At 66.4% G+C, this 24,535-nt stretch carries 25 protein-coding genes and 1 tRNA gene; 11 read left to right on the top strand and 15 right to left on the bottom strand.

The genetic code is table 11. From position 1 onward, the window contains the following. Positions 1–8 precede the first annotated feature (8 nt). The 5 genes from dnaN to purE all read right to left on the bottom strand — a co-directional run bounded on the left by dnaN (position 9) and on the right by purE (position 5,424). On the bottom strand, positions 9–1,121 hold the full coding sequence (dnaN, locus tag QGV55_RS16870) for a DNA polymerase III subunit beta (protein ID WP_281019475.1): 1,113 nt from the start codon (positions 1,119–1,121) through the stop codon (positions 9–11). 301 nt (positions 1,122–1,422) lie between these two features. Next, positions 1,423–2,838 carry a chromosomal replication initiator protein DnaA gene (gene dnaA / locus QGV55_RS16865; RefSeq protein WP_281019476.1) on the bottom strand — a complete coding sequence of 472 codons (1,416 nt, stop codon included), beginning with the start codon at positions 2,836–2,838 and terminating at the stop codon, positions 1,423–1,425. Positions 2,839–3,383: 545 nt separating this feature from the next. Beyond that, positions 3,384–3,653 carry a 30S ribosomal protein S20 gene (rpsT, locus tag QGV55_RS16860; protein WP_281019477.1) on the bottom strand — a complete coding sequence of 90 codons (270 nt, stop codon included), beginning with the start codon at positions 3,651–3,653 and terminating at the stop codon, positions 3,384–3,386. A 125-nt stretch (positions 3,654–3,778) separates the two neighbouring features. Beyond that, the gene (locus QGV55_RS16855; RefSeq protein WP_281019478.1) at positions 3,779–4,906 is read right to left on the bottom strand and encodes a 5-(carboxyamino)imidazole ribonucleotide synthase; all 1,128 of its coding nucleotides are present in this window, start codon (positions 4,904–4,906) and stop codon (positions 3,779–3,781) included. Beyond that, positions 4,903–5,424: a 5-(carboxyamino)imidazole ribonucleotide mutase gene (gene purE / locus QGV55_RS16850; RefSeq protein ID WP_281019479.1), complete on the bottom strand. Its 522-nt coding sequence runs from the start codon at positions 5,422–5,424 to the stop codon at positions 4,903–4,905. Before purE ends, QGV55_RS16855 begins: the two co-directional genes overlap by 4 nt. 150 nt (positions 5,425–5,574) lie before the next feature. Between purE and QGV55_RS16845 the strand changes: the two genes are divergently transcribed. The 6 genes from QGV55_RS16845 to QGV55_RS16820 all read left to right on the top strand — a co-directional run bounded on the left by QGV55_RS16845 (position 5,575) and on the right by QGV55_RS16820 (position 10,139). Next, positions 5,575–6,351 carry a GGDEF domain-containing protein gene (locus QGV55_RS16845; protein ID WP_281019480.1) on the top strand — a complete coding sequence of 259 codons (777 nt, stop codon included), beginning with the start codon at positions 5,575–5,577 and terminating at the stop codon, positions 6,349–6,351. A 165-nt stretch (positions 6,352–6,516) separates the two neighbouring features. After that, positions 6,517–7,365, top strand: coding sequence for an alpha/beta hydrolase (locus tag QGV55_RS16840; protein WP_281019481.1), 849 nt, complete (start codon positions 6,517–6,519; stop codon positions 7,363–7,365). An 83-nt stretch (positions 7,366–7,448) separates the two neighbouring features. Beyond that, positions 7,449–8,198, top strand: a complete 750-nt coding sequence (locus tag QGV55_RS16835) for a molybdopterin-binding protein (RefSeq protein ID WP_281019482.1) — start codon at positions 7,449–7,451, stop codon at positions 8,196–8,198. A 2-nt stretch (positions 8,199–8,200) separates the two neighbouring features. Next, positions 8,201–8,833, top strand: a complete 633-nt coding sequence (locus QGV55_RS16830; protein ID WP_281019483.1) for a septation protein A — start codon at positions 8,201–8,203, stop codon at positions 8,831–8,833. Then, positions 8,811–9,722, top strand: coding sequence for a DUF3445 domain-containing protein (locus QGV55_RS16825; RefSeq protein ID WP_281019484.1), 912 nt, complete (start codon positions 8,811–8,813; stop codon positions 9,720–9,722). The genes QGV55_RS16830 and QGV55_RS16825 overlap by 23 nt, the downstream gene beginning before the upstream one ends. A 213-nt stretch (positions 9,723–9,935) precedes the next feature. After that, positions 9,936–10,139, top strand: a complete 204-nt coding sequence (locus QGV55_RS16820; RefSeq protein ID WP_281019485.1) for a cold-shock protein — start codon at positions 9,936–9,938, stop codon at positions 10,137–10,139. Positions 10,140–10,327: 188 nt separating this feature from the next. Here QGV55_RS16820 and folE read toward each other — a convergent pair whose 3' ends face one another. Then, positions 10,328–10,966 carry a GTP cyclohydrolase I FolE gene (gene folE, locus QGV55_RS16815; RefSeq protein ID WP_281019486.1) on the bottom strand — a complete coding sequence of 213 codons (639 nt, stop codon included), beginning with the start codon at positions 10,964–10,966 and terminating at the stop codon, positions 10,328–10,330. A 272-nt stretch (positions 10,967–11,238) separates the two neighbouring features. On the opposite strand from folE, the gene cysS reads away from it, so the two are divergent. Then, positions 11,239–12,660, top strand: coding sequence for a cysteine--tRNA ligase (cysS, locus tag QGV55_RS16810; protein WP_281019487.1), 1,422 nt, complete (start codon positions 11,239–11,241; stop codon positions 12,658–12,660). Next, the gene (locus QGV55_RS16805) at positions 12,657–13,853 is read left to right on the top strand and encodes an MFS transporter (RefSeq protein ID WP_281019488.1); all 1,197 of its coding nucleotides are present in this window, start codon (positions 12,657–12,659) and stop codon (positions 13,851–13,853) included. Before cysS ends, QGV55_RS16805 begins: the two co-directional genes overlap by 4 nt. A gap of 448 nt (positions 13,854–14,301) precedes the next feature. Here QGV55_RS16805 and rsmD read toward each other — a convergent pair whose 3' ends face one another. The 8 genes from rsmD to QGV55_RS16765 are packed head-to-tail and all read right to left on the bottom strand — an operon-like array spanning position 14,302 to position 19,713. Further along, on the bottom strand, positions 14,302–14,871 hold the full coding sequence (gene rsmD / locus QGV55_RS16800) for a 16S rRNA (guanine(966)-N(2))-methyltransferase RsmD (protein WP_281019489.1): 570 nt from the start codon (positions 14,869–14,871) through the stop codon (positions 14,302–14,304). 6 nt (positions 14,872–14,877) lie between these two features. Further along, a complete protein-coding gene (locus QGV55_RS16795) occupies positions 14,878–15,633 on the bottom strand; it encodes a pseudouridine synthase (RefSeq protein WP_281019490.1) in 756 nt (251 codons plus the stop codon). Continuing rightward, positions 15,630–16,079 (bottom strand): molybdenum cofactor biosynthesis protein MoaE, encoded by a 450-nt coding sequence (locus tag QGV55_RS16790; RefSeq protein ID WP_281019491.1) that lies wholly within the window; start codon positions 16,077–16,079, stop codon positions 15,630–15,632. Before QGV55_RS16790 ends, QGV55_RS16795 begins: the two co-directional genes overlap by 4 nt. A 3-nt stretch (positions 16,080–16,082) precedes the next feature. Further along, positions 16,083–16,334: a molybdopterin converting factor subunit 1 gene (gene moaD / locus QGV55_RS16785; RefSeq protein WP_281019492.1), complete on the bottom strand. Its 252-nt coding sequence runs from the start codon at positions 16,332–16,334 to the stop codon at positions 16,083–16,085. Further along, positions 16,331–17,587: a gephyrin-like molybdotransferase Glp gene (gene glp / locus QGV55_RS16780; RefSeq protein ID WP_281019493.1), complete on the bottom strand. Its 1,257-nt coding sequence runs from the start codon at positions 17,585–17,587 to the stop codon at positions 16,331–16,333. Before glp ends, moaD begins: the two co-directional genes overlap by 4 nt. Beyond that, entirely contained in the window at positions 17,584–18,087 is a 504-nt protein-coding gene (mobB, locus tag QGV55_RS16775) for a molybdopterin-guanine dinucleotide biosynthesis protein B (protein WP_281019494.1), read from the bottom strand. The genes glp and mobB overlap by 4 nt, the downstream gene beginning before the upstream one ends. Then, positions 18,084–18,662, bottom strand: a complete 579-nt coding sequence (gene pgsA / locus QGV55_RS16770) for a CDP-diacylglycerol--glycerol-3-phosphate 3-phosphatidyltransferase (protein WP_281019495.1) — start codon at positions 18,660–18,662, stop codon at positions 18,084–18,086. The genes mobB and pgsA overlap by 4 nt, the downstream gene beginning before the upstream one ends. A gap of 37 nt (positions 18,663–18,699) precedes the next feature. Continuing rightward, entirely contained in the window at positions 18,700–19,713 is a 1,014-nt protein-coding gene (locus tag QGV55_RS16765) for a fatty acid desaturase family protein (RefSeq protein WP_281019496.1), read from the bottom strand. Positions 19,714–19,796: 83 nt separating this feature from the next. Here QGV55_RS16765 and QGV55_RS16760 point away from each other — a divergent pair, with 83 nt between their 5' ends. Next, complete coding sequence (locus QGV55_RS16760; RefSeq protein WP_281019497.1) at positions 19,797–21,620, top strand: adenylate/guanylate cyclase domain-containing protein; 1,824 nt, start codon at positions 19,797–19,799, stop codon at positions 21,618–21,620. A 22-nt stretch (positions 21,621–21,642) separates the two neighbouring features. Here the strand turns inward: QGV55_RS16760 and QGV55_RS16755 are convergent, their stop codons facing one another. Beyond that, complete coding sequence (locus QGV55_RS16755) at positions 21,643–23,100, bottom strand: D-aminoacylase (protein WP_281019498.1); 1,458 nt, start codon at positions 23,098–23,100, stop codon at positions 21,643–21,645. 142 nt (positions 23,101–23,242) lie between these two features. Here QGV55_RS16755 and QGV55_RS16750 point away from each other — a divergent pair, with 142 nt between their 5' ends. Then, complete coding sequence (locus tag QGV55_RS16750) at positions 23,243–24,316, top strand: adenylate/guanylate cyclase domain-containing protein (RefSeq protein ID WP_281019499.1); 1,074 nt, start codon at positions 23,243–23,245, stop codon at positions 24,314–24,316. Between the two features lie 80 nt (positions 24,317–24,396). Next, a tRNA-Thr gene (locus QGV55_RS16745) sits at positions 24,397–24,472 on the top strand. Positions 24,473–24,535: the final 63 nt, after the last annotated feature.

Raw genomic sequence — 24,535 nt, 5'->3', positions numbered from 1 at the left:
TGCCGGCGTCAGACCCGCATGGGCATCAGCACATAGAGCGCCGACGCGTCATCCGCGTCCCGGATCAGGGTCGGCGAGTTGGAATCCGCCAGTTCGAAGATGGCGGTCTCGCCGTCGATCTGGCTCGCCACATCCATCAGGTACCTGGAGTTGAAACCGATCTCCATGTCCTCCGACGCATAGTTCACCGCCAGTTCCTCGGTGGCGCTGCCAGCGTCGGGGCTGTTTGCCGAAAGGGTCATGCGCTCGTTCTGAAGGCTGAGCTTCACCGCCCGCGACTTCTCCGTGGAGATGGTGGAGACGCGGTCGACTGCCGACAGGAAGACCTTGGCATCCACGTCCATCTTCCGGTCATTGCCGGACGGGATCACCCGCTCGTAATCCGGGAAGGATCCGTCGATCAGCTTCGATGTCAGAACGGTGTCACCGACACTGAACCGGATCCGGCTTTCACTGACGGAAACGGCCATGTCGCCGCCGGCATCGCCCAGCAGCTTGTGAATCTCGGTCACCGCCTTGCGCGGGATGATGACGCCGGGCAGGGCTTCAGCGCCCTCCGGTGCTTCCATCTCGAAGCGGGCGAGACGATGGCCGTCGGTCGCCACGGCGCGGATATGCTTGCCGTCATCCGTCGCGTGGACATAGATGCCGTTCAGGTAATAGCGGGTCTCTTCGGTCGAGATCGCGAACCGGGTCCGTTCCAGCAGCGTGCGGGCGGTTGCCACCGGCAGCCGGAACTGGTGCGGCAGCTCGTCATCCTCGATGGTCGGGAAATCGTCGTTGGGCAGACAGGCGAGCGCGAAGCGCGACCGGCCGGCCTGCAGGTTCAGCCGCCGCCGCTCCGTATCCAGGCTGAGCTGGATGTCGGCGCCGTCAGGCAGCTTCCGCACGATGTCGTACAGCGTATGGGCAGGCGCCGTGGCCATGCCTGGCGTCTCCACCATCGCGGCACAGCTTTCCACCACCGCAAGTTCCAGATCGGTGGCGCGGAACCGGACGCCGTCGGCTGTTGCCTCGATCTGGACATGGCTGAGAATGGGGATCGTGTTGCGCCGCTCCACCACGCTCTGGACGTGATTGAGGGAGACCAGCAGCGCTGTGCGTTCAATGGTAAGTTTCATCGCAGAATCGAGCCAGATGTCGTTGCCAGGAACCTTGCCTGACAGGACAGCCAGGCAAGAGACTCCGTATAGCATGGGCACTTCCGGATTCGCCAGTGAAACCGCCCCGATTCGGCAGGGTACGATGGTGGCGTCGGGAGTCGTCTGTGGCCTGTGTCATCAGGATCCGATTGCTGGCTGTGCCATCCCTCTCCCCCACCCGGCCACCCAATAAGGATACTCCCGTGGGTGGCCGGGTGGGGGAGAGGGATGGCACAGGCCACGACAAACCGGGAGAGGGATGGCACAGGCCGCAATCGGGTCAGTTCGACAGGGCGGCCTCCAGCATCCTGACATCCTCCGCCAGGCTGACATCGGACTGGATCAGTTCCTCGATCCGGCGGACACCGTGCAGCACTGTCGTATGGTCACGGTTGCCGAACTTGCGACCGATCTCCGGCAGGCTGCGGCTGGTCAGGCGCTTGGCCAGGAACATCGCGACCTGGCGGGGCCGGGCGACCGCGCGGGCGCGGCGGGCGGACGACATTTCCGCCATCCGGATGTTGTAATGCTCCGCCACCTTGCGCTGGATGTCGTCGATGGAGACCTTGCGGGCATTGGCACGCAGCACGTCGGCCAGCACCTCCTGCACCATTTCCAGCGAGATCGCGCGGCCCATCAGGGCGTGGTAGGCGATGATGCGCTTCATGGCCCCCTCCAGCTCCCGCACGTTCGAGGTGATGCGGTGTGCCAGGAACTCGATGACTTCCCGCGGGACGGTCACTTCCGGTTCCAGGGCCAGCTTCTGTTCCAGGATGCCGACACGCAGTTCGAAGTCGGTCGGGTGGATGTCGGCGACCAGGCCCCAGGCCAGGCGGGACCGGACGCGTTCCTCCATCCCCTCCAGATCGGACGGGGAGCGGTCAGCGGAGACCACGATCTGGTGGTTGCGGTCGATCAGCTCGTTGAAGGTGTGGAAGAATTCCTCCTGCGTCGACTCCTTGCCTGAAATGAACTGCAGGTCATCGACCATCAGCACGTCGACGGACCGGAACTTCTCCTTGAAGGAGACGGTATCGCGGAACCGCACGGCCTTGATGAAATGATACATGAACATCTCGGCGGTGAGGTAGAGCACCTTCCGGTCCGGACGACGCTGGCGGATATGCCAGGCGATCGCATGCATCAGATGCGTCTTGCCGAGGCCGACCCCGGCGTAGAGGAACAGCGGATTGAAGGCGACCCCGTCGGCATCAGCCACCCGGCGGGCGGCGGCATAGGCCAGTTCGTTGGGCTTGCCGACGACGAACTTGTCGAAGGTCAGGTTCTGGTCCAGGACGCTGACCAGACCCTTTTCCGGCTCGGCCTCCCGCGGACGAATGATCGACGGTGCGTCCGGTGCAGGTCTGGAACCGTTGCCGTTGGTCGTGCCGGCTGGCTTGCCGGTGCGTTTCATCGGGGCACCGTCGTCGGCAATGCCATCCTTGCGGCTGGCCATGGCCTCCAGGCGGGCATCCATACCGACATCGATCACCACTTCACGCAGATGTGGAATGTCGACGCGGAACTCACGTTCCAGCAGGGGGCGGTAATTGTTGGAAATCCAGTCGCGCAGGAAACCGGTCGGGGCCAGCAGGACAACCTGGTCGTCATGCAACGCGACCGGGCGCAGCGGACGCAACCAGCTGTTGTAGGACGCCTCGCCTACCGTCTGCATGGCGCGCTGCGAGACGGCCATCCAGAGCAGATCCAGTGCGCGTTGATTGTCATCGCTGCCTTGAAGCACAGGACTCGGCGCATCTGACAAATCATCGTCCCTCAAACCCGCCTCCCTCGCATGGTCCGCAGCACCAGAAGGAAAGAACAAATCTTTCCCGTTCCCCGCAATCAGAAAAATTGCGCGTGTCCACTTAACAGCATAAAGCTACAATTAGCGTCGATACTTGAGATGCTGCCCAAAAAACTGCACATTTTTCTTGCTTTTTTGTGCACTTTTTCAGTGGCAAGCCCCATCCGCCTGACGCCCCAGAACATAGATCGTTCAGGGGGGCTGCGCAAGCACAACGAATCAGTTTCCGGACCGTTTTGTTGGTCCCCTGTGCGAGGCCCGTGACGCAAGGCGCAGGAATCCAACGGGGATTCCCCGGATTCAAGAATGACACTTTTTTTTCGATGCCGAGCGGGTATGTGACAGACGCAACAGGGGCGCCGCGACCGGTCAGTCGCAACGCCCCTGTTGGTTGTATTCGTTGGTCTCAATCGCGCCTCTCGGCGCATGCAGGATCAGGCTGCGGCGATCGCCCTGACACGTGCATTCAGTCGCGAAACCTTGCGTGATGCATTGTTGCGCTTGATCAGGCCCTTGCCCGCAGCGCGGTCGAGTTCCTTCTGCGCCAGCACCAGGGCCGCGCGGGCATCTTCGCCCTTGCCCTCGGCAATCGCGACTTCAACCTGCTTCACAAAGGTCCGGACCCGGCTGCGCCGTGCCTTGTTGCGCTCCGTGCGCTTCGCGTCCTGACGGATCCGCTTCATCGCGGACTTGATGTTGGCCATGCCTGTGAATTCCGTGCACTGCTGTTGGGTGTTGTAGAGGGCGGGCTTATAGACAAGGCCCTGTCAGTCGTCAAGCGTGGTCCGGTGCAGGCGTGGTCGGCGCGGTGACCGGAACGCGCGGCATTCTACGGCAGGTCTTCCGTCGCGGGCGGCCAGACCGGGGTGTCATGCGGATAGAGGCGGGTCACATGACCCATCTTCCGGCCCCTGCGGCTTTCCGCCTTGCCATAGAGGTGCAGCGACCCTTCACCCTGCAGCAGCTCTGCCCAGGCGGAGCTGTCGTCACCGATCAGGTTGCGCATCACCGCACGGTGGTGCGGGGCGGTCGATCCCAATGGCAGCCCCATGGTGGCGCGAACCTGCTGCTCGAACTGGCTGACCCGACAGGCCTCCATGGTCCAGTGGCCGGAATTGTGCGGGCGGGGTGCCATCTCGTTGAACAGGATGGCACCGCTGTCGGTCACGAAGAACTCCACCGCCAGCAGGCCGACGACCTCCAGGCCGGTTGCCAGCGCCCGCGCTGCCGCTGTCGCGGCCTCCGTCACTGCGGCGGGCAGGGCCGCAGGCGCTATGGTCAGATCAAGGATGTGATCGCGATGGCGGTTCTCCACCGCCGGCCAGGTCAGCAGGGTCCCGTCCACCCCCCGCGCGGCAATGACCGAGATCTCCGCCGTGAAGGGCACGAAGGTTTCCAGGATCGCCGCCCGGTGCCCCAGCTCGGCATGGGCCGCTGCGGCCTGTCCGGTTTCGCGGATGATGCGCTGGCCCTTGCCGTCATAGCCCTCCCGCCGGGTCTTGAGCACGGCAGGCACGCCGATGCGGGCAACGGCGGCCTCGAGATCCGCTTCCGACGAGACCTCGGCAAAGGGCGCGACCGGCACACCGAGTTCCAGCGCCGCATTCTTCTCCGCCAGCCGGTCCTGGGCCACGGCCAGCACATGCGCGCCGGGGCGCACGGGCACCTTGCGCGCCAGATGCTCGACTGCCGCGACGGGCACATTCTCGAATTCCAGGGTGACGGCATCAACGCTGTCGGCAAAGCGGTCCAGCGCGGCCAGATCGTCCCACCCGGCAACCGTGGCCCTGTCGGCGACCTGTTCCGTGGGCGAGTCCGCTTCCGGGCCGTAGACATGCACCCGGTAGCCCAGTCGCGCGGCGGAGAGCGCCATCATGCGACCGAGTTGCCCACCCCCCAGCACGCCGATGACCGATCCCGGCGGCAGGGCGGGCCCGGCTTTGGCGGCCGGGCTCACCGCTGGGGCTCTTCCGCCACCGATGCGGACTGTGCCGCGCGCCAGGCGGTCAGGCGCTGCATCAGTTCCGGGTCACCCAGGCCGACGATGGATGCGGCCATCAGGCCTGCGTTCTTCGCGCCCGCCTTGCCGATCGCCAGGGTGCCGACCGGCACACCGCCCGGCATCTGGACAATGGAGAGCAGGCTGTCCATGCCGCTCAGCGCCTTGCTCTCGACCGGCACACCCAGCACCGGCAGTGCCGTCATGGCCGCGACCATGCCCGGCAGATGCGCCGCGCCCCCCGCTCCGGCGATGATGACCTGCAGACCCCGGTCGCGGGCTGTCCGGGCATAGTCCGCCATGCGATCCGGTGTCCGGTGCGCGGACACGATCCGGACCTCGTGCGGGACGCCAAGTGCCTCCAGCACCGCAACGGCTTCCCGCATGGTTTCCCAGTCCGACTGGCTGCCCATGATCACGCCGACGCGTGCGTCTGCCGTTCCGCCTGACTCAACTGCTGATTCTGAACCGGTCACTGGACCTCACCCTCGAAAAACAGGCGGCGGATTATAGGGATGCGGTTCCCGACCACAAGCGGGAGAAGGCTTTCTTAACCAGTGCAGGGCATTCTGCGAGGAACGGCGAACCGAATTTGCCTGAACTGGACTTTGCCTGAGAGGATTCACATGAAGATCGGTGCCTATTCATCCCTGCCGGGTGCCCGCGCAGTGGACCGCCCGCGTGGAGCTGCCAGGTCAGGTGCGGGTGCTGCCACCCGCGAGACATCGGTCAACAGCCCTCCGGACGTGGAAGTGGGCAACTTCTTCGGGGTCCCCGACGGCGAGCTGACACCGAAGGTGCGCGAGGCGCTGCTGGGGCTGATGGACGAGGTCGACTCGCTCCGCCGCGAGCTTCAGGCCGCGCGCGGCAAGATCAGCGACCTGGAGGCACTGGCCGACAGGGACCCGCTGATGCCGGTGGCCAACCGCCGTGCCTTCGTCCGCGAGATGTCGCGGATGATGTCCTACACCGAACGCTATGGTGTGCCCTCCAGCCTGGTCTTCTTCGACGTCAACGGGCTGAAGCAGATCAACGATACCATGGGGCACGCGGCCGGCGACAAGGCCCTGCTGGCGGTTGCGACGACCCTGGGCGAGAAGGTGCGCGACACGGATATCGTCGGCCGTATCGGCGGTGACGAGTTCGGTGTCATCCTGGCTCAGGCGGACGAGGATGTGGCGCGGGACAAGGCCCAGCAACTGGTCGATGCGATCCGTGAGAAGCCGATCGATATCGACGGTACCATCGTGCATCTTGAAGTGGCGCACGGCGTCTTTCCCTTCGGGCGCGGTGACGATGCCTCGACCGCGCTGGCGGAGGCGGACCGGCGCATGTATCGCCGCAAGCAGGAGATGAAGGCCGATGGCCCACCTGTTCCCGTACCCAGGGCCGTGAACGAATAGCCCGTCACGGGACTCCCTCTGATCCGCGCCTGACGCCTGTCTCGTCTGTTCGGCCAACTGTGGTTTCATCGGGGCCAGTCCGGTTATGGTCGGGGGCAAGGCTGCAGAAACTGACCAGGCGGATCCCCCACGATGACATCCAGGACCCAACCCGAGCCAGAACTGGTGCGACTTCAGACACGCGACGGGCTGACGCTTGTCGCCGACCGTTACGGCCCGGCCGACGGGCAACCCGTCATTTTCATGCATGGGGGCGGCCAGACACGACACAGCTGGGGCGGTACCGCCATGGAAATGGCGCGGCGCGGCTGCTCCGCCTTCACCTGCGACCATCGCGGGCACGGGGACAGCGACTGGTCGCCTGAAGGTGCCTATGCGTTCGAGGACAATGCCAACGACCTGCGCGACTGGGCAGCGCAGATGCAGCGCCCGCCCGTCGTTATCGGCGCGTCCCTGGGGGGCATCGCCGCCATGCTGGCGCTGGGCCATGCGCCGGCGGTGCAGGCCCGCGCGCTGGTTCTGGTCGACATTGCACCGCTGATGGAGCGGTCCGGCACGGATCGCATCATCTCCTTCATGCGCGAGAACATGGAAAGTGGCTTTGCCCGGCTGGAGGATGCGGCGGCTGCCGTCCAGGCCTACACACCGGAGCGCAAGCGGGCGGTCGACCTCAACTCCATCCGCAAGAACCTTCGGCAGAGAGGGGATCGCTGGTACTGGCACTGGGATCCGAAGTGCCTGAAGGACGGTCGTGACGAGGACTCGGAGCAGCTTCATCAGCGGCTCTGCGACGGGGTCCGCCAGACCACATGCCCTATCCTGCTGGTACGTGGACGGCATTCGGACGTGGCGAGCGAGGAATCCGCTGCGCACCTGCTTACGCTGCGTCCCGATGCAGCCTGCGTTGACGTTTCCGGTGCCGGTCATATGGTGGCGGGCGACCGCAACGACATCTTCACCGATGCGGTGCTTGAATTCCTTGAACGGAACGTGCCGCTGAACCAGGTGGCCTGATCCGGCGAATACTGGAAACGGTGACAGGCGGTCAGGCTGTCCTGCGCCTGATCACAACCAGCAAGCGGGAGCGCGCGCAGCACATGGCCGAGCCAAAGATCGTCACGGCGGCACTGATCATCATCGGCAACGAGATCCTGTCGGGCCGTACCAAGGACCGCAACATGGGGTTTCTTGCGGAGGAACTGACGGACCGCGGTGTCCGGCTGATGGAGGTCCGCGTGGTTGCCGACATCCAGAAGGAAATCGTCGATGCGGTGAACAGCCTACGTGCCCGCTATGACTATGTCTTCACGACGGGCGGCATCGGCCCGACCCATGACGACATCACGGCGGACGCGATCGCCGTGGCCTTCGGGGTGGGGATTTCCGAGAATCCGGAAGCGGTCGCGATGATGGAGCGCCGCTACAAGACCGGCGAGTTCACGGAAGCGCGGCGGCGCATGACCCGCATCCCGCATGGCGGCGTGCTGGTGCGCAATCCGATCAGCACCGCGCCGGGCTTCAGGGTGGAGAATGTCTATACCTTCGCCGGCATCCCCGCGATCATGCAGGCGATGTTCAAGGAGATCGTGCACGAGCTGGCAGGCGGCGATCCGGTCCTGTCCCGCACCGTGACCTCCATGTTGCCCGAAGGGGTGATCGCCACACCGCTGGAGAAGGTGGAGAAGGATCATCCGGGCCTGGAGGCCGGGTCCTATCCCTTCGTGCGCGACGGGCGTTTCGGATCGTCGCTGGTATTGCGGTCCACGGACGCCGAACTGCTGGACCGCGCCAAGGAACAGCTGAAGGCAGCGATCATCGAACTGGGCGGCACGCCGGTGGAGGAATGAGCGTGGCTGAACGGGCGCGCATCAGTCCCTTCACCAAGTTCCTGATCGAGGTCGGGCCGCTCGGTGTCTTCTTCTTCGCCAACAACCGCTTCGACATCTTCACCGCGACCGCCGCCTTCATGGTTGCGGTCGCGATCTCGCTGGCGGCCAACTATGCGCTGGAGCGCCGCCTGCCGGCGATGCCGCTGGTGACGGGTGTGTTCGTGATGGTGATGGGCGGCCTGACGCTCTACCTGCAGGACGACCTGTTCATCAAGATCAAGCCGACGATCACCAACCTGCTGTTCGCCGGCATCCTGCTCGGCGGCCTGGCCTGGGGGAAGCTGTTCCTGCGCTATGTCTTCGGTGCCGCCTTCCGGCTGGAGAATGCGGGATGGCGTATCCTGACGATCCGCTGGTCGCTGTTCTTCGTCTTCCTGGCCATCGTGAACGAGATCGTCTGGCGCAACTTCGACACCGACACCTGGGTGAACTTCAAGGTCTTCGGGATCATGCCGCTGACCTTCGTCTTCGCGCTGGCGCAATTGCCGGTGGTGAAGCGCCATGGTTCGATCATCGGTGCCGAAGAGGATGAGGGCGGCGACAGCAGCGGGGCAACCGGAGCCGAGACCCGTGACAGCGACCGCCCGGCCTGAGGTTCCCTACTTCCCGCCGGAAGGTGGCCGGTTCCGCATGGTGCTGGGCCTGAAGGTCCTGGCCGACGCCGACTGGATCGAGATCGATGCCGCCTTCGCCGATGACCTGGCGGAAAAGCAGCGGCTGATCGCGGCGGATCGCGCGGCCGTGTTCCAGGCCCTGCCGGACAGCGTGCCCGCGCAACGGGAATTCTTCGACCATCTGACCGACCACCTCGGCCGCTACCACAGCCAATCCTTCCGGCGGCAGGGCGACGGGGTCCGGGTCGTGCCGACCGGCCGTCTTGTGGTGCCTGATCCGGCTGCCCCGCTGCTGGCCGCCGCCGCGCTGGTTCAGGAGGACGTGTTGCTGCTGCAACCCGGCCCGGACGGGGCCTTCCGGCTGGTGGCCGGTCTGCTGGCCTTTCCCACCCGCTGGTCGCTGGCGGAGAAGATGGGCCGACCGCTGGCCGCGATCCACGCGCCCGTGCCGGGATATGGTGCGCATCTGGAACGGCCGATGGACCGCCTGTTCGCGGGACTGAGGCCCGGTCGCCTGCTCTGGCGCAGCAACTGGTCGCTGCTGGATGACCCGGCCCTGCATCAGCCGGGCGGGCACGGTTCGGGGACGGCGGGCAGGGCGCTGGATGCGGCGACGGTGGGGGAGAGGCTCTGGTTCCGGGTGGAGCGCCAGACCCTCAGCCTGCTGCCCGATACGGGGACAGCGGTCTTCACGGTGCGCATTCATCAGGCCCGGCTGCAGGATCGGGTACGCACGGCGGCGGAAGCCCGCGACATGCGCGATGCGATCCTGGAGATGCCGGAAGAGATGCGCCGCTACAAGTCCATGCCGGGTTTTCTGGCTGCTTTGCTGCAATGGCTGGAAGAACACGCCGAACAGGTGAAATGAATCCATTCGACCGGTTTCCCGGACTGTGGTATTGATGAAGCCGCGACCAACGCGTTCTGTAGCAGTGTTGTCGTTCCGACGGCAACTGTTCAGACCGCGCCGCAAGCGTCTGTAGTTTCGTCATGCTTGCCATATGAAACATCAGGACATGGTTGCAGTGAATGGGGCCGCGCTTGCGGCTGCTCCGAGCTTGTTGCGCCTGGGAGAATCTTGATGGCGACCGGTACGGTTAAGTGGTTCAACACCACCAAGGGTTATGGCTTCATTCAGCCGGATGATGGGGGCAAGGATGTCTTTGTCCACATCACGGCGGTGGAGCGCGCAGGTCTGCGTGGCCTGAACGATGGACAGAAGATCCAGTTCGATATCATTCCTGATCGCGGCAAGAGCGCGGCAGGCAACCTCGAACTGCTCTGACCTTACAGACGGATCGGTCGATCCATCTGAAAGCCCCGGCCTCACCGCCGGGGCTTTTTCGTTGGGGGGTGTTTGTGGACCGTTCCTCCCCTCTCCCCCTCCCGGCCACCCACGGGAGTATCCTCAATGGGTGGCCGGGAGGGGGAGAGGGGAGGAACGGTCATCAGCCATGCTGGCCGTCACGCCCCTCAGATACCCCGCGCCAGCTCCAGGAAGCGGCGTTCCATGTCGCGGTCCTCGCGGAAGACGCCGGTGAAGCGGGTGGTGATGCAGGACACGCCGGGCTTGCGGATGCCGCGGGTGGTCATGCACTGGTGTGCGGCATCGATCATGATGGCGACGCCACGCGGCTTCAGCACCTTCTCGAAGGTGTGGGCGATCTGCGCGGTCATGGTCTCCTGCGTCTGCAGGCGCTTGGCGTAGATCTCGACGACGCGGGCCAGCTTGCTGATGCCGACGACCTTGCCGTTCGGGAAATAGGCCACGTGGGCCTTGCCGATGATCGGCACCATGTGGTGTTCGCAATGGGTCTCGATGCGGATGTCGCGCAGCATGACGATGTCGTCATAACCCTCCACATCCTCGAAGGTGCGGCCCAGTACCTCTTCCGGATCCTCGTCATAACCGGCGAAGAATTCCTCATAGGCGCGGGCGACGCGCTTCGGCGTGTCCAGCAGCCCCTCGCGGTCGGGGTTGTCCCCGGCCCATTCGATCAGGGTGCGAACGGCGGCCTCGGCCTGTTCGCGGCTTGGACGGGACTTGCCGGTGGCGGGGTCATATTCCCGTCCTTCGGTTCCCTTGCCGGGTTCCGTAACCAGAGCATCCATGGCTCGCCGTCCTTCCTCGTCCAGACCGTGGCCCAGCCACGGGCCTCCTCGATAAGCTACAGGTACGTTGCCGCCCCGGGTGCGGATCATTCCGGCACCGGATTGCTCAGGTAAGGCGTTGAGCAGGTTTCACAAGCGTCCTGCGACGATTATTGCGCAGGTGCACGGGGATGTCATCCACAGCGGCGCACATGACTTGCGTTGCCCTTTGGTAGGGTCGATAAGAACGCTGATCGTGACGCCTGGCCAATAGAGGATGCAGGAAAAGACCAATGACCCTGACGATTTACAATTCGTTCGCACGGAAACGGGAAGCCTTCGTACCGGCCGATCCGAACTGCGTGACGATGTATGTCTGCGGGCCGACGGTCTACAATGATCCGCATATCGGCAATGCACGTCCCGCAGTGGTCTTCGACATTCTCTTCCGCCTGTTGCAGCGGCTCTATCCGGTCGTGCGCTATGCCCGCAACATCACGGACGTCGAGGACAAGATCAACGACAAGGCCCGCGCGGAAGGGGTGCCGATCGACACGATCACCAATCGCTACATCGAGGTCTATCGCGCCGACATGGCGGCACTCGGCGTGCTGCCGCCGACCATCGAACCGCGCGTGACAGAGACCATGCCGGAGCTGATCGCGATGATCGGCAGGCTGGTGGAGAGCGGCAATGCCTATGAGGTGGACGGCCATGTGCTGTTCCACGTCGGCTCCTTCGCCGATTACGGCAGCCTGTCCAACCGCAGCCGTGACGAGATGATCGCCGGCGCCCGGGTGGAGGTCGCGCCCTACAAGAAGGACCCGGCCGACTTCGTGCTGTGGAAGCCGTCCACCGACGACATGCCGGGCTGGGACAGCCCCTGGGGGCGGGGACGGCCCGGCTGGCACATCGAGTGCTCCGCGATGGCCGAGACGCACCTGGGCCGGACCATCGACATTCACGCCGGCGGGCAGGACCTGATCTTCCCGCACCACGAGAACGAGATCGCCCAGAGCACCTGCGCGCACGGTGGGGAGACCTTCGCGCGCTACTGGATGCACAATGCGATGCTGCGGGTGGATGGCACCAAGATGTCGAAATCCATCGGCAATGTGCTGCTGATCTCCGCGCTTCGGGCGGAATGGCCGGGGGAGGTCATTCGCTGGCTGCTGATCTCCGGTCACTACCGGCACCCGCTGGATTTCGCGGCCGCCGGGCTGGAACAGGCGCAGAAGACACTCGACCGGCTCTATGGCCTGCTGCGCGACACGGCCGATGCTGCGGGGGGTGTGCCGGCAGACGATGACCCGGATGTCGCCGCCGTCGTGCAGGCCCTGTCGGAGGATCTGAACACGCCCAAGGCGCTGGCGGAGGTCTTCCGCATCGCCAAGGCGCTGGAGGCGGCGGAGGGCGCGGAACGCCAGCGGCTGCGCGCGGCACTGCTGGACGGTGCGGGCCTGCTCGGCCTGCTGCAGCGGGAACCGGCGGACTGGTTCGCGGCCAAGCAGGCGGCGAGCGGGATCGACGCGGCGGAAGTCGAGGCGCTGATCGCGGAGCGGCAGGCGGCACGCAAGGGACGGGATTTCGCCCGTGCCGATGCCATCCGTGATGATCTGGCCGCGCGGGGCGTGGTGCTGGAGGACAGTGCGGCCGGCACCACCTGGCGGATCGAGACACCGAGTACCGAGGCCGCCGGGGCCGGGGGCGCGTGACCGCGGCCCTGCCATGGCGCAGGGCGATCCTGCCGCTGGCCATCGCCCAGACCGTTGTCTGGGCCGGGGTTTTCTACAGCTTCGCCGGTCTGCTGGCGCGCTGGGAGGCGGATCTGGGCTGGTCCAAGTCGGACCTGTCCGCCGGGCTGACCCTGGCGCTGATCGCCTCCGCGGCCTTCGCGCCCTTCGTCGGGCGGCTGATCGACCGGGGCAAGGGACGCTATCTGCTGACGTTGGGTCCGGTCGTGGCGGCACTGCTGCTGCTGGTGCTCTCCCAGGTGCAGACCCAGACGCAGTTCCTTGTGGTCTGGATCCTGCTCGGCTGCACCATGGCGGCCTCCCTGTACGAGCCCTGCTTTGCCTTCATCACCCATCACTACGGCGCGGAGGCGAAGCGCCCGATCACCCTGATCTCCCTCGTCGCGGGCTTCGCGGGCACCGTCTCCTTCCCCACCGCCTTCGCGATCGCGGAAGTCGGCGGCTGGCGGCTGAGCATCACGGTCTTTGCCGTGCTGATCCTGCTGATCACCGTGCCCTTGACCTGGATCGCGACAGGACGGATCGAGCGGGCGCTGCCATTCATTCCGCCGGTGGCTGCAAAGCCTGGTGCCACGCCACCGGTGCGGCTGATCGCGCGGCCTGCCTTCTGGTTCATCGCGCTGGCCTTCGCCTGCATCACCATGAACCACGGCATGCTGATCAACCATCTGATGCCCTTGCTGCAGGAACAGCAGCTGGAGCCTGAAACAGTGGTGCTGGCCGCGTCGATGGTCGGCCCGATGCAGGTGGCGGGACGGCTGGCGATGATGGCGGCGGAGCGTCATATCTCCATGGTCCGCATCACCTCCTTCGCCTTCGGGGCCATGGCCGTGGCGGCGCTGGCGTTGCTTGGAACAGCGGCGGCGCCCGCCCTCATCGTCGTCTTCGTCGTGCTGCAGGGGGCAGGGGTCGGCGTCAATTCCATCACCCGCCCCGTGGTCACCGCGGAACTGCTGGGGCGGGAAGGCTTCGGCGCGATCTCCGGCACCATCGCCGCCATCACCATGACCAGCTATGCCATCGCCCCGCTGGCCGCCGCCTGGCTGTGGGGGCTTGGCGGCTATGACGTGATGATCTGGATCTGCCTCGTGCTGGCGCTGGTTGCCACCTTCTCCATCCCGCTCGCCGCCATGCAGCGGACCCGGAAGGTCTAGGCTCGAGCCCGCGAGCAACGTGGTGAGGGGGAAAGGGTGAACCGCCTCTCCACCTCAAACCACGCCTTGCCCGGGCTTGACCCGGGTACCCAGAGTGCCGCTCCGGCGTGGGCGACTGGGCTCGCGGATCAAGTCCGCGAGCATCGGGAGGGGGGAAGGGAGGGAACTGCCTCTCCACCTCAAACCACGCCGTACCCGGGCTTGACCCGGGTACCCATGGTGCCGCTCTGGCGTGGGAGACTGGGCTCGCGGATCAAGTCCGCGAGCATCGGGAGGGGGGAAGGGAGGGAACTGCCTCTCCACCTCAAACCACGCCGTACCCGGGCTTGACCCGGGTACCCATGGTGCCGCTCTGGCGTGGGAGACTGGGCTCGCGGATCAGGTCCGCGAGCATCGTGAGGGGGGTGAGGCGAGAGCTGTCGTGCTTTGCCCGCGTTCCCGGGAACGGTCAGTCCGCCTGCCCGAAATGCAGGGTGGCGCGGCCATGCTTGCGACGGTCGATGGCGGTGAAACCTTCCGGCCATGCGAACGGATCGGTGCCGTCCGTTTCCACGATGACGAATGCCCCGGCGGTGAGCCAGCCGTCGTCGAGCGCCGCGCCCAGCGCGGTCGCCGCCAGGTCCTGGCCGTAGGGCGGATCCATCAGGACCAGGTCATGGGCGACAGGCGGGCGTCCGGGCTTCAGGGCATCGCGACGGACGATCCGGGTGCTGTCGGTCGCCCGGGCGCGCGCGATGTTTTGTTTCAGCACTGTCAGTGACGTCTCGGCCTTCTCGACGAATGTCACCTGTCCGGCCCCTCGGGACAGGGCCTCCAGCCCCAGCGCGCCGGACCCGGCAAACAGGTCGAGTACGGTACAGCCGGTCGGGCAGGGCCCGTCGTGACCTGTCCGGAAACGGCTGTTGTGGGCCAGGACGTTGAACAGTCCCTCCCGCGTGCGGTCAGCGGTGGGGCGGATGGTGCGGTCGTCACCGCCCTCCAGCTTCAGGCCACGCAGGGTTCCGGCGATGATGCGCATGGCGGTTCAGCCCCGGCTGCCGTCGCGCTGTATGTCGAAGAAGCCGCGAACGGCCTTGCGCAGCTCGAAGCCCGGCACTTCCGTGACCTCGCCCCGCTGCAGCTTGTCCAGCGCAAAGGGGCCGTAGCGGGTGCGGATCAGGCGGTTTACGGTCAGGCCCGCCGCTTCCAGCGCACGCCGGACCTCCCGGTTCCGCCCCTCCGCCAGTTCGACCAGCAGCCAGCAGTTGCGGCCCGCCTGCCGCTCGATCGTGGCCTGGATCGGGCCGAACTGTTCGCCATCGACGCGGATGCCGTCGGCCAGGCGTGCCAGCCGTTCCGGCTCCGGCGTGCCAAAGGCACGGGCGCGATACTGTCGTACCCAGCCGGTCGAGGGCAGTTCCAGCGCCCGTTTCAGGCCGCCGTCATTCGTCAGCAACAGCAGGCCTTCGGAATTCAGGTCCAGCCGCCCGACACTCATCACGCGGGGCAGCCGCTTGGGCAGGTGATCGAAGATCGTCGACCGGCCCTGCTCGTCACTCGCGCTGGTGACCAGCCCGGCAGGCTTGTAGTAGCGCCAGATGCGGGTGGGTTCGGCGGCGGCGACCGGTTTGCCGTCCACCAGGATCGTGTCGTCCGGCGTGACGTTCAGGGCGGGGGAGGTGAGGCGCTTGCCGTTCACCGCAACCCGACCGGCGCCGATCATCCGCTCGATCTCCCGTCGGCTGGCGACACCGGCGCGGGCCAGCCGCTTGGCGATCCGCTCGCCCTCATGTTCGGTCATGACCAGCGTTCCGTCGCGGCATCATCCACCGCGCGCGCTTCCACCCATTGCGGCCCCTCGGGCGTGTCCTCCGACTTCCAGAACGGGGCGCGGGTCTTCAGCCAGTCGATCAGGAATTCGCTGGCCCGGAAGGCTTCCCCCCGGTGGGCGGAGGCGGTGATCACCAGCACGATCCTTTCGCCGGGTTCCATCCGGCCATGGCGATGCACGATCAGGCTGGCCTGGATGTCGAAGCGCGACAGCGCCTCTGCCTCGATGGCCGCCAGCGCCTTCTCGGTCATGCCCGGATAGTGCTCCAGTGTCAGGGCGCCGACATTGCGGTCGTCGCTGAAATCGCGCACCAGACCGACAAAGCTGACCACGCCGCCGATGTCCTTGCGACCGGCCAGCAGGGCATCCAGCTCCGCGCCCGGATCGAAGTCGTCGCGCTGCACACGCACTGTCATGGTTCAGCCGCCCGTCATGGGGGGGAAGAAGGCAACCTCGTCCGCATCGCTGACGGGATCGTCGAGTTTCGCGGTCTCCTGGTTCACGGCTGCCCGGATCTGCTTCAGATCGGCGAAGGCATGGGCGAAGCCGGGGCTGCGCTCCGACAGTGCGCCGATCAGGCCGCGCACGGTGGTCACGCCCTCCGGCAGGCTCCAGGTTTCCTCATGGACCCCGGTGCGTTCCCGCACCCAGGCAAAATAGAGCAGTTTCAAGAGATCGCCTCCCGGAACGAGATGAAGCCCAACCTATCGCCGGGCGCGACCGCCGTCACCTCTTCCGCGATCTCGATCAGGCCGTCGCTGTCGGTCAGCGAATGTATCACGCCGGACCCCTGTTTCGGATAGCGGCTGGCAACCAGTTCGCCGCTGTCGTCCGGGGCCAGTGTCCCGCGCAGCCACTCCCGCCGGTCGGGCTTGGACTTCATGGCGAAACCCGACCTGACCGGCCAGCGGCGCAATGGCTTCGGCGATGCGCCCTCCAGCCTATCCAGCAGCGGGCGCACGAACATCAGGAAACAGGCCATCACCGCCACCGGATTGCCCGGCAGGCCGACGAAGGCCCTCCCCGCGACATGTCCGAAGGCCAGCGGACGCCCCGGCTTGACCGCCAGCCGCCACAGATGCACCGCACCAAGTGCGCTGACGACGTTGCGGACATGATCCGCGTCCCCGGTCGAGACGCCGCCGGAGGTCAGGATCAGGTCGGACGATTGCGCGGCCTTTGCCAGCGCCTGTCGCACCGCCTCCGCATCATCGGGCAGGACGCCGCCGTCCTCGGCCATGATCCCGATCCGCTGCAGCAGGCCGGTCAGCATGGGGCCATTGGCATCATGCACCTGACCGGGAACCTGCGCCCCGCCCCGCCGGTGGATCTCGTCCCCGGTGGAGAAGACGGTCACGCGGGGACGCTCATGCACGTCGACCGATGTCAGACCGCCCGCGGCCAGCAGCGCGACCTGCGCCGGACCCAGCCGCGCCCCCGCCCGCAGCAGGGTTTCGCCCGCTGCAATGTCCTCGCCCGCGCGCCTGCGGTTGGCCCCGCCCTTCAGTCCCGCCGGAATCCGCACCTGTGCGCCGTCCAGGCTGACGTCTTCCTGCATCACCACGGTGTCGGCACCGTCCGGCATCACGGCCCCGGTGAAGATGCGCACCGCGGTTCCGGGCGCGATGGCCCGCCCCAGCGGATGCCCCGCCGCGGACTGGCCGGAGACGGTCAGCACCGCCGCCCCATCCGCCGCGCAGTCGCTGAAGCGGAAGGCATAGCCATCGACGGCGGCATTGTCGGCCGGCGGCGATGCGCTCAGCGCCGTTGTGTCGGTGGCAAGCACGTGGTCTGTCGCCTGCTTCAGGTCCAGGTGCTTCACGGCTGTCAGTGCGGGCACATTGGCCGCAATCCGCGCCGTGGCTTCGTCCGCGGTCATCAGGGCGCCGCCGAAGGCAAAGCAGTCGTCGCTGATCTGGCTCATGCCGGCACCCGGGCAGCCACAAAGGCGGCGATCTCGTCGATGGCATCCAGGGCGAAGACCGGTCGTCCATCCGCCTGCGTAACCGCGTCGCTGACGACAGCCAGCACGGTCGGGTCATCGGGAAACAGCGGTGGCTTGCCGGTGGCGGCGCGATGTACCTCGATCTTCGGGTGACCTGCCGACTTGTAGCCTTCGACCAGCACCAGATCGACCGGGGCCAGGCGCTGCAGCAGGTCGTCCAGCTCCGGCTCCGGCGCGTCGCGCATTTCCCGCATCAGCGCCAGCCGGGCGCGGGAGGAGATCAGGACCTCGCTCGCCCCGGCCTCCCGGTGGCGCCAGGTATCCTTGCCCGGCGTGTCGATATCGAAGCTGTGGTGTGCATGCTTGATGGTGGAGACACTGAGGCCCCTGGCCACCAGCGCCGGGATCAGGCGCGTGATCAGCGTCGTCTTGCCCGATCCGCTCCATCCCGCGATGCCCAGCACATTGTGCGTGATCATGGACCGTCGTCCCGGAACTGCGGTCCGGCAGCGCTCAGATAGGCAAAGCCGGTCTGAAGCGCCAGGAAACCGGCGATCCAGAACAGCACCAGGCCGGGCAGCAGCGCCGCCTGAAACGGCAGCAGCAGCACGGTCAGTGCGACCATCTGGGTGGCGGTCTTCCACTTGGCCAGGCGGCTGACCGGGACCTCGATCTGGCGGAAGGCGAGGAATTCCCGCAGGCCGGAGACGAACATCTCCCGGCACAGGATCGCGATCGCCGGGACCACGTGCCAGCCGCCAATGGTGCCGAAGCTGACCAGCATGACGATGACCGCGACCACCAGCAGCTTGTCGGCCATGGGGTCCATGAACTGGCCCAGCTTGCTGCCCGCGTTCCAGCGCCGGGCCAGGTTGCCGTCCAGCCAGTCGGTGACACTGGCCACCACGAACAGCACCAGCGGCAGCCAGGCCCGCCAGGGATCGGGCAGGAAGAAGGCGATCACCAGCGGCGGGATGACTGCCACGCGCAACCCGGTCAGCAGGTTGGGCAGGCTGCGCTGGAATGGTGTCGGGCTGTGTGAATGATCCGTCATTGCGGCGGACCTTAGATGATTTCCGGCCCGTAAGAAATCAGGCTTGCACAGACTTTCGCGCCGGGTCGGCCATGACACGCCGAAGGGTATCGCCGAGCGCGCGCACCTCTGCCTCCGCCGCCAGCCCATGGGCGCGCATGGCGCGGTGCGCGGCGGGCAGATTGTAGAAGGGGATGGCCGGATACATGTGGTGTTCGACGTGAAAATGGACGTTGCAGGGAAAGAACAGCCACATCAGCACGGGATGGCCGATGTTGGTTCGCGCCGCCCGCAGCGGAGAGGTGGTGTCCGGGACCGCGCCATGTTCGCAGATCGCCCGCACGCGCAGCAGTGGCTGCAGGAAGGTGACCAGCGGCAACGCCCACAGCAGCAGGTATTCCGTGAAGACACCGCCTGCCAGCGCCAGCGCCGGGGCGGTCACATGGAACCCCAGTACCCACCAGCGGTCGGCCCGCGCGGCGGCCCGCAGGCGTGGCGAGGTATCGTCGAGCGGTCGGCTGCCCTTTTCGGTCCCCTGATCGGTATTGATCGCCGGATTGCCGAAGAAATAGCGATAGGTCTTGAAGGCCGTCAGGCCGAGCAGGTCGCGCGTCAGCTTGCGGAACAGGTAGTCGCGCCCGCGCGGATACCCGGCATGGATCGGGATGTCGGGATCCTGCGGTTCATAGAGGTGATTGTGGTGCAGCCGGTGAACCACGCGGTAGGCGGGCATGGATATGCCGACGATCATGCCGAAGAAGCGCCCGACCAGGTCGTTCAGGGCGCGGTCGCTGAACAGCCGGTAGTGCGCCGCATCATGGGCAATGACGAAACAGGCCTGCTGGCGGGTCGCGATCAGGATCATGCAGGCGAAGATCACCAGCGGATGCCAGACCAGCAGGGCAATGGCCATGAAGCCGGCAATGGAGAGCGCGAGTTCCGCAACCCCGCGCCAGGCCCGTGGATCGTCCTGCCGGGTCAGTTCCTTCACGACAGCCGGGGGCAGCGACCGGCGCGTCATGCCACGCCTGAAGGCCTCCCCCGAATCTGCAGTTGCCGTCTGCTCGCGCATTTCTGACTACCCATTTGTGATCCATTGCGGGTTTCAGTCTATATCCTTGGCTCTGCATGGTCCCCGTCAACTAGAATGGTCACATGAGCCAGGTCTACACCCGCACCTTCACCTACACCTTTGCCGAGCCGGTGGAGGCCGTCTGGCCCGCGCTGGCCGATACCGCCCGCTACAACGAAGCAGCCGGTTTCCCCAAGCACAGGATCGAGGAGCGCCGGCAGTCCGACGGCACGGTCCGCCTGTTTGCCGCGGGGCGCATGGGCCGGGTCGAACTGGCGTGGGAGGAGTTTCCCGTCGAGTGGGTGCTCTACAGGTGGTTCTGGCACTGGCGGGAGTTCTCGAAGGGACCGGTCTCCACCCTGGGTGCCCTGGCGAGGTTCGAGCCGACGCCCGAGGGCGGGTGCATCTGTCACTACGAGATCCGGGTGACCGCGGCGAACCTCCTCGGCTGGCTGATCCTGAACACCGGGTTCTTCAAGAGCGCGAAAGCCACGTTCCATTCACTCTGTGAGCAGGCGGAGGACTGGGCGCGCAGCATCAGTCCGCTGCCGTTCGAGCTGACGCCGCACCAGCTCGACGCCCCGGCCCGCCGTCGCGTCGATGACATGCTGCTGGCGCTGGAGCGTTCGCCCTATGGTCACGGGCTGGGCGACCGGCTGGTCGACTGGGTGCTGCGCGCCTCGGAGGTCGATCTGGTCCGGATGCGCCCGATCGCGCTGGCGCGCCAGTTCGGGGTGACCGTCCGCCCGATGGTGGAGGCCTGCCTGCAGGCGGTCCGGGTCGGATTGCTGCAGCAGCGCTGGGATCTGCTCTGCCCGCGCTGCCGGGGGGCCAAGCTGACGGTGGACGGGCTGGACCAGTTGCCGGACTCGGCGCATTGCGATGCCTGCAATATCGACTACGACCGCGACTTCGCCCGCAATGTGGAGATCACCTTCACGCCCTCGGCGGCACTGCGTCCGGTCTATGACGGCGAATTCTGCCTCGGTGGCCCGATGACCACGCCGCACGTCTGTGCCCAGTTGAAGGTGGATGGCGACGGGTCCCGGTCGGAGGCCGGTACATTGCCCCTGGGCAGTTACCGGATGCGCACCCTGGATGTGGGACCCTATGCGGAGGTCGAGCATCAGGGCGGCCCGTTTCCGGCTCTGCTGATCACGGACAACGAGATCCTGGCGGACGGGAACCCGGACGCGGCGTCGCTGGTGGTCCGCAACCGCACCCACCGGTCCCGCATTGCGGTGATCGAGCGGCGGGACTGGGCGGAGGACGCGCTGACGGCGGAACGGGTGACAACCTATCAGGCGTTCCGTGACATCTGCGCGGCGGAGCGGCTGCGCCCCGGTGACGGCGCCGGTGTCAGTCAGGTGGCGCTGATGTTCACCGACCTGAAGGGGTCGTCCGACCTCTATCGCCGGGTCGGTGACGCCCTGGCCTACGGGCAGGTGCGGGGGCACTTCGCCTATCTGGCCGATCAGGTCCGCCGCCATGACGGGGCCATCGTGAAGACCATGGGCGATGCCGTGCTCGCCGCCTTCGCCGAACCGGCGGACGCCCTGCGCGCCGCCATCGACATCCAGCGCGGGATCGACGGCTTCAACCGGCGGAATCAGGCCGACCTGGCCATGAAGATCGGCGTGCATGCCGGTTCATGTCTGGCCGTGACCCTGAATGACCGTCTGGACTACTTCGGCCAGACCGTGAACCTCGCCGCGCGGCTGCAGGGGGAGGCGCGCGGCGGAGAGGTGGTGATCTCCGGCCGCCTGCATGATGATCCGACCGTCCGCCCGCTGCTGGAACCGTTCGATGCGCAGGAGGAACGGGCGACCCTGCGCGGCTTCGCCCTGCCCGAACGTCTCTGGCGGATCAGGCCGGATCAGCAATCCGACCCGGACACGGGCCGTTGATGCTGCTCCGGAACAGGACCCTCTAGCTTTCCCGCCGCAGCACCCGGCCCCGGCGTTCTGCGCTGACGGCGCCGTCCGAGAAGCTCAACTGCCCGTTGACGAAGACATGCTCGATCCCGGCGGAGGGATTGAGCGGGGCGTCGAAGGTGGCCCGGTCGCCGACGGTCTGCGGGTCGAAGATGACGATGTCGGCAAAGGCCCCGGCCCGCAGGTGACCCCTGTCGCGCAGTCCGAAGTTGGTGGCCGACAGGCCGGTCATGCGATGCACCGCGTGCTCCAGCGGGATCAGCCCCAGTTCCCGCACGTAATGGCCCAGAACGCGCGGAAAGGTGCCCCACAGGCGCGGATGCGGGTGCGGGTCGCCCGGCAGCCCGTCGGAGCCGATCATGGCATGCTCGAAGCGCAGGATCTCCCGCAGGTCATCCTCCGACATGGAGAAATAGATCGCCGCCGCCGGTTGCAGCCGCTCGACGGCCTCCTGCTCCGTGCAGCCCCATTCGCGTGCGATGGCGTCCAGGTCGCGACCCGCGCATTCCGGATGCGGCTTCGATCCGGTGATCATCACCCGTTCGGCCCGTGCGATCATGTGCGGCAGCAGGATGGTGGACCCGGCGATGTAGGGATAGACGTCCAGACTGATCGGCTGGTGCTTCATCGCCTCCCGGAACTTCGGCAGGGTCTCCGCCGTGCGTCCGAAATTCGCCCGTCCGTTGCACTTGTGATGCGAGATCACCACCGGCGCCCCGGCGTGCCGCCCGATCAGGAAGGCCTCGTCCATTGCGGCCAGGATATCGTCGCCCTCGTCGCGCATGTGGGCGGTATAGACGCCCCCGGCAGCCCCCAGCGGTTCGGCCACGTGACAGACCTCCTCAGTGGTCGCGTTCGCCGCAGGTGGATAGTAGAGGCCCGAGGACATGCCGATGGCCCCGTCGGCCAGCGCCTCCGACAGGCGGCGCTGCATCCGGTCGATCTCCGCCGTGGTGGCCTCCCGCTCCACGTCCAGCCCCATGGCGTCGTAGCGCAGCGTCGAATGGCCGGTCAGGAAGGCGGCATTGATGGAAGGTTTCGCCGCCTCCACCCGCTGCATGTAGTCGCCCAGCCGCTGCTCCATCAGCCCCTCGCCGCGGATGATCGGTTCCAGCCGGAAGTCGGGCACCCGCGCGGTATCGAACGGCGCGGTGGAGAAGCCGCAGTTGCCGACGACGACGGAGGTCACGCCCTGGCTGATCTTCATCTCCATGTCCGGGGTCTCGATCAGCGCCGCGTCGTCGTGGGTGTGCACGTCGATGAAGCCGGGCGCGACCACCTTCCCCACCGCGTCGATGCGCCTCTGCGCCGACCGGTCCCCCAGGTCGCCCACGGCGACGATGCGGTCACCGCTGACGGCAATGTCCTTCTGCTCCGGACGGTCCCCGGTGCCGTCGATCACCATGCCTCCGGCGATGATCAGGTCGATGCGGCCCTCGCTCTGCGTGCTCATCTGTTCTGCTCCAGCCTGAATGTTGCGCCGACAGCCTAACGGCATTCGCGGCGTGGCGCATCGTCCGGTGCGACCATGACGGACGGATTTCACCGTGCACATGTGACTTCTCTTGGCCCCCGTGGTGGTATAGGCAGTCGCGATGAACAGACGCCTGAAACGTGACATCCGCGCCTGCGCCATCATCGCGGGCAGCGCCGCCCTTCTCGGCGCGATCTTCGGCATCGCGATAGCGGTCAGCGGCGACGATGAAACACGTGTCGCGACGGTTGCTGCTGCGGCGTTCCGCGGGGTCTGGACGGGAGGCTTCATTGCCTCCCTGCTGGTGGCGATCGAATCCTTCTACATCAATGGTGCCAACGGCGCCTGGATGCGGCGGCTGTCGTTCAGCGCGCAACTGCTGCTGCGGTCCCTGCTGTATCTCGTGATCATTCTGGCAGGCATCCAGTCCGGCGCCGCCCTGTTCCCGATCACGGCCTCCACCCCCTTCGGCTGGAACAGCGAGACCGCGATCCAGCTCGGCTTCTCGCTGGTTATCAGCCTGGCGGTCAATTTCGCCATGTCGGTCAACCGGCTGCTGGGGCAGGCGGTGTTCCTGAACTTCCTGACCGGGCGCTATCACCGGCCGGTGGTCGAGCCGCGCGTGCTGCTGTTCGTCGACCTGGTGGGATCCACCGCCGCCGCCCAGGCCATCGGCGACCTGGCGTTTCACGGGCTGCTGCGCGACGTCTATCGCGACCTCACCGGCCCGGTGATCGAGCGGCGCGGCGTGATCGAGAAATACGTCGGTGACGAGATGATCGTCTCCTGGCCCGACCGGCCGGACGCGCGCCTCGCCGCCCTCCTGTGCGGTCTGGATTTCCAGCAGGTGCTCGACCAGGCGGCAGACCGCTACCGCCGCGACTACGGCCTCGCCCCGCGCCTGCGCGGCGCGGTGCATGCGGGACCGGTGGTGATGGGGGAGATGGGGGAGCTGCGGCAGGAGATCGTGATGCTGGGCGACGCCATGAACACGACCGCGCGGATGGTGGAGCTCTGCCGCAGCCATGACTGCGCCCTGCTGGCCAGCGACGCCGTGCTGGACGAAAGCCTCCGCAGCCCGGATGGCGCCGGGGCGGCTGGCCTGCACATCACCGACATCGGCAGCACCGACATCCGGGGCCGCAACCAGCCCCTGCGCCTCCACGCCGTCTCCCGCGCGGCCCCGTCACCCTGACCAGGTCAGATGCGACCGACAGGGAGTTGCACCCCCGAAACTTTCCCGCTATAGACCGCGCCTCGGCAGAGGCCCGGTGCGCCGCTGTAGCTCAGCTGGTAGAGCAACTGATTCGTAATTAGTAGGTCGGTGGTTCGAGTCCACTCAGCGGCACCATTCTTTTCAACGGGTTAGGTAATTTTTTGACGCCGCGTCGAATTTTCCGGAAGCATATCGGAA

Origin of the sequence: Minwuia sp. IMCC3009, assembly GCF_029909415.1 — a bacterium.
In the GTDB taxonomy this organism is placed as follows: domain Bacteria; phylum Pseudomonadota; class Alphaproteobacteria; order Minwuiales; family Minwuiaceae; genus Minwuia.
Note: the sequence above shows the minus strand (reverse complement) of the source record. Positions and strands in the feature narration are given on the sequence as shown.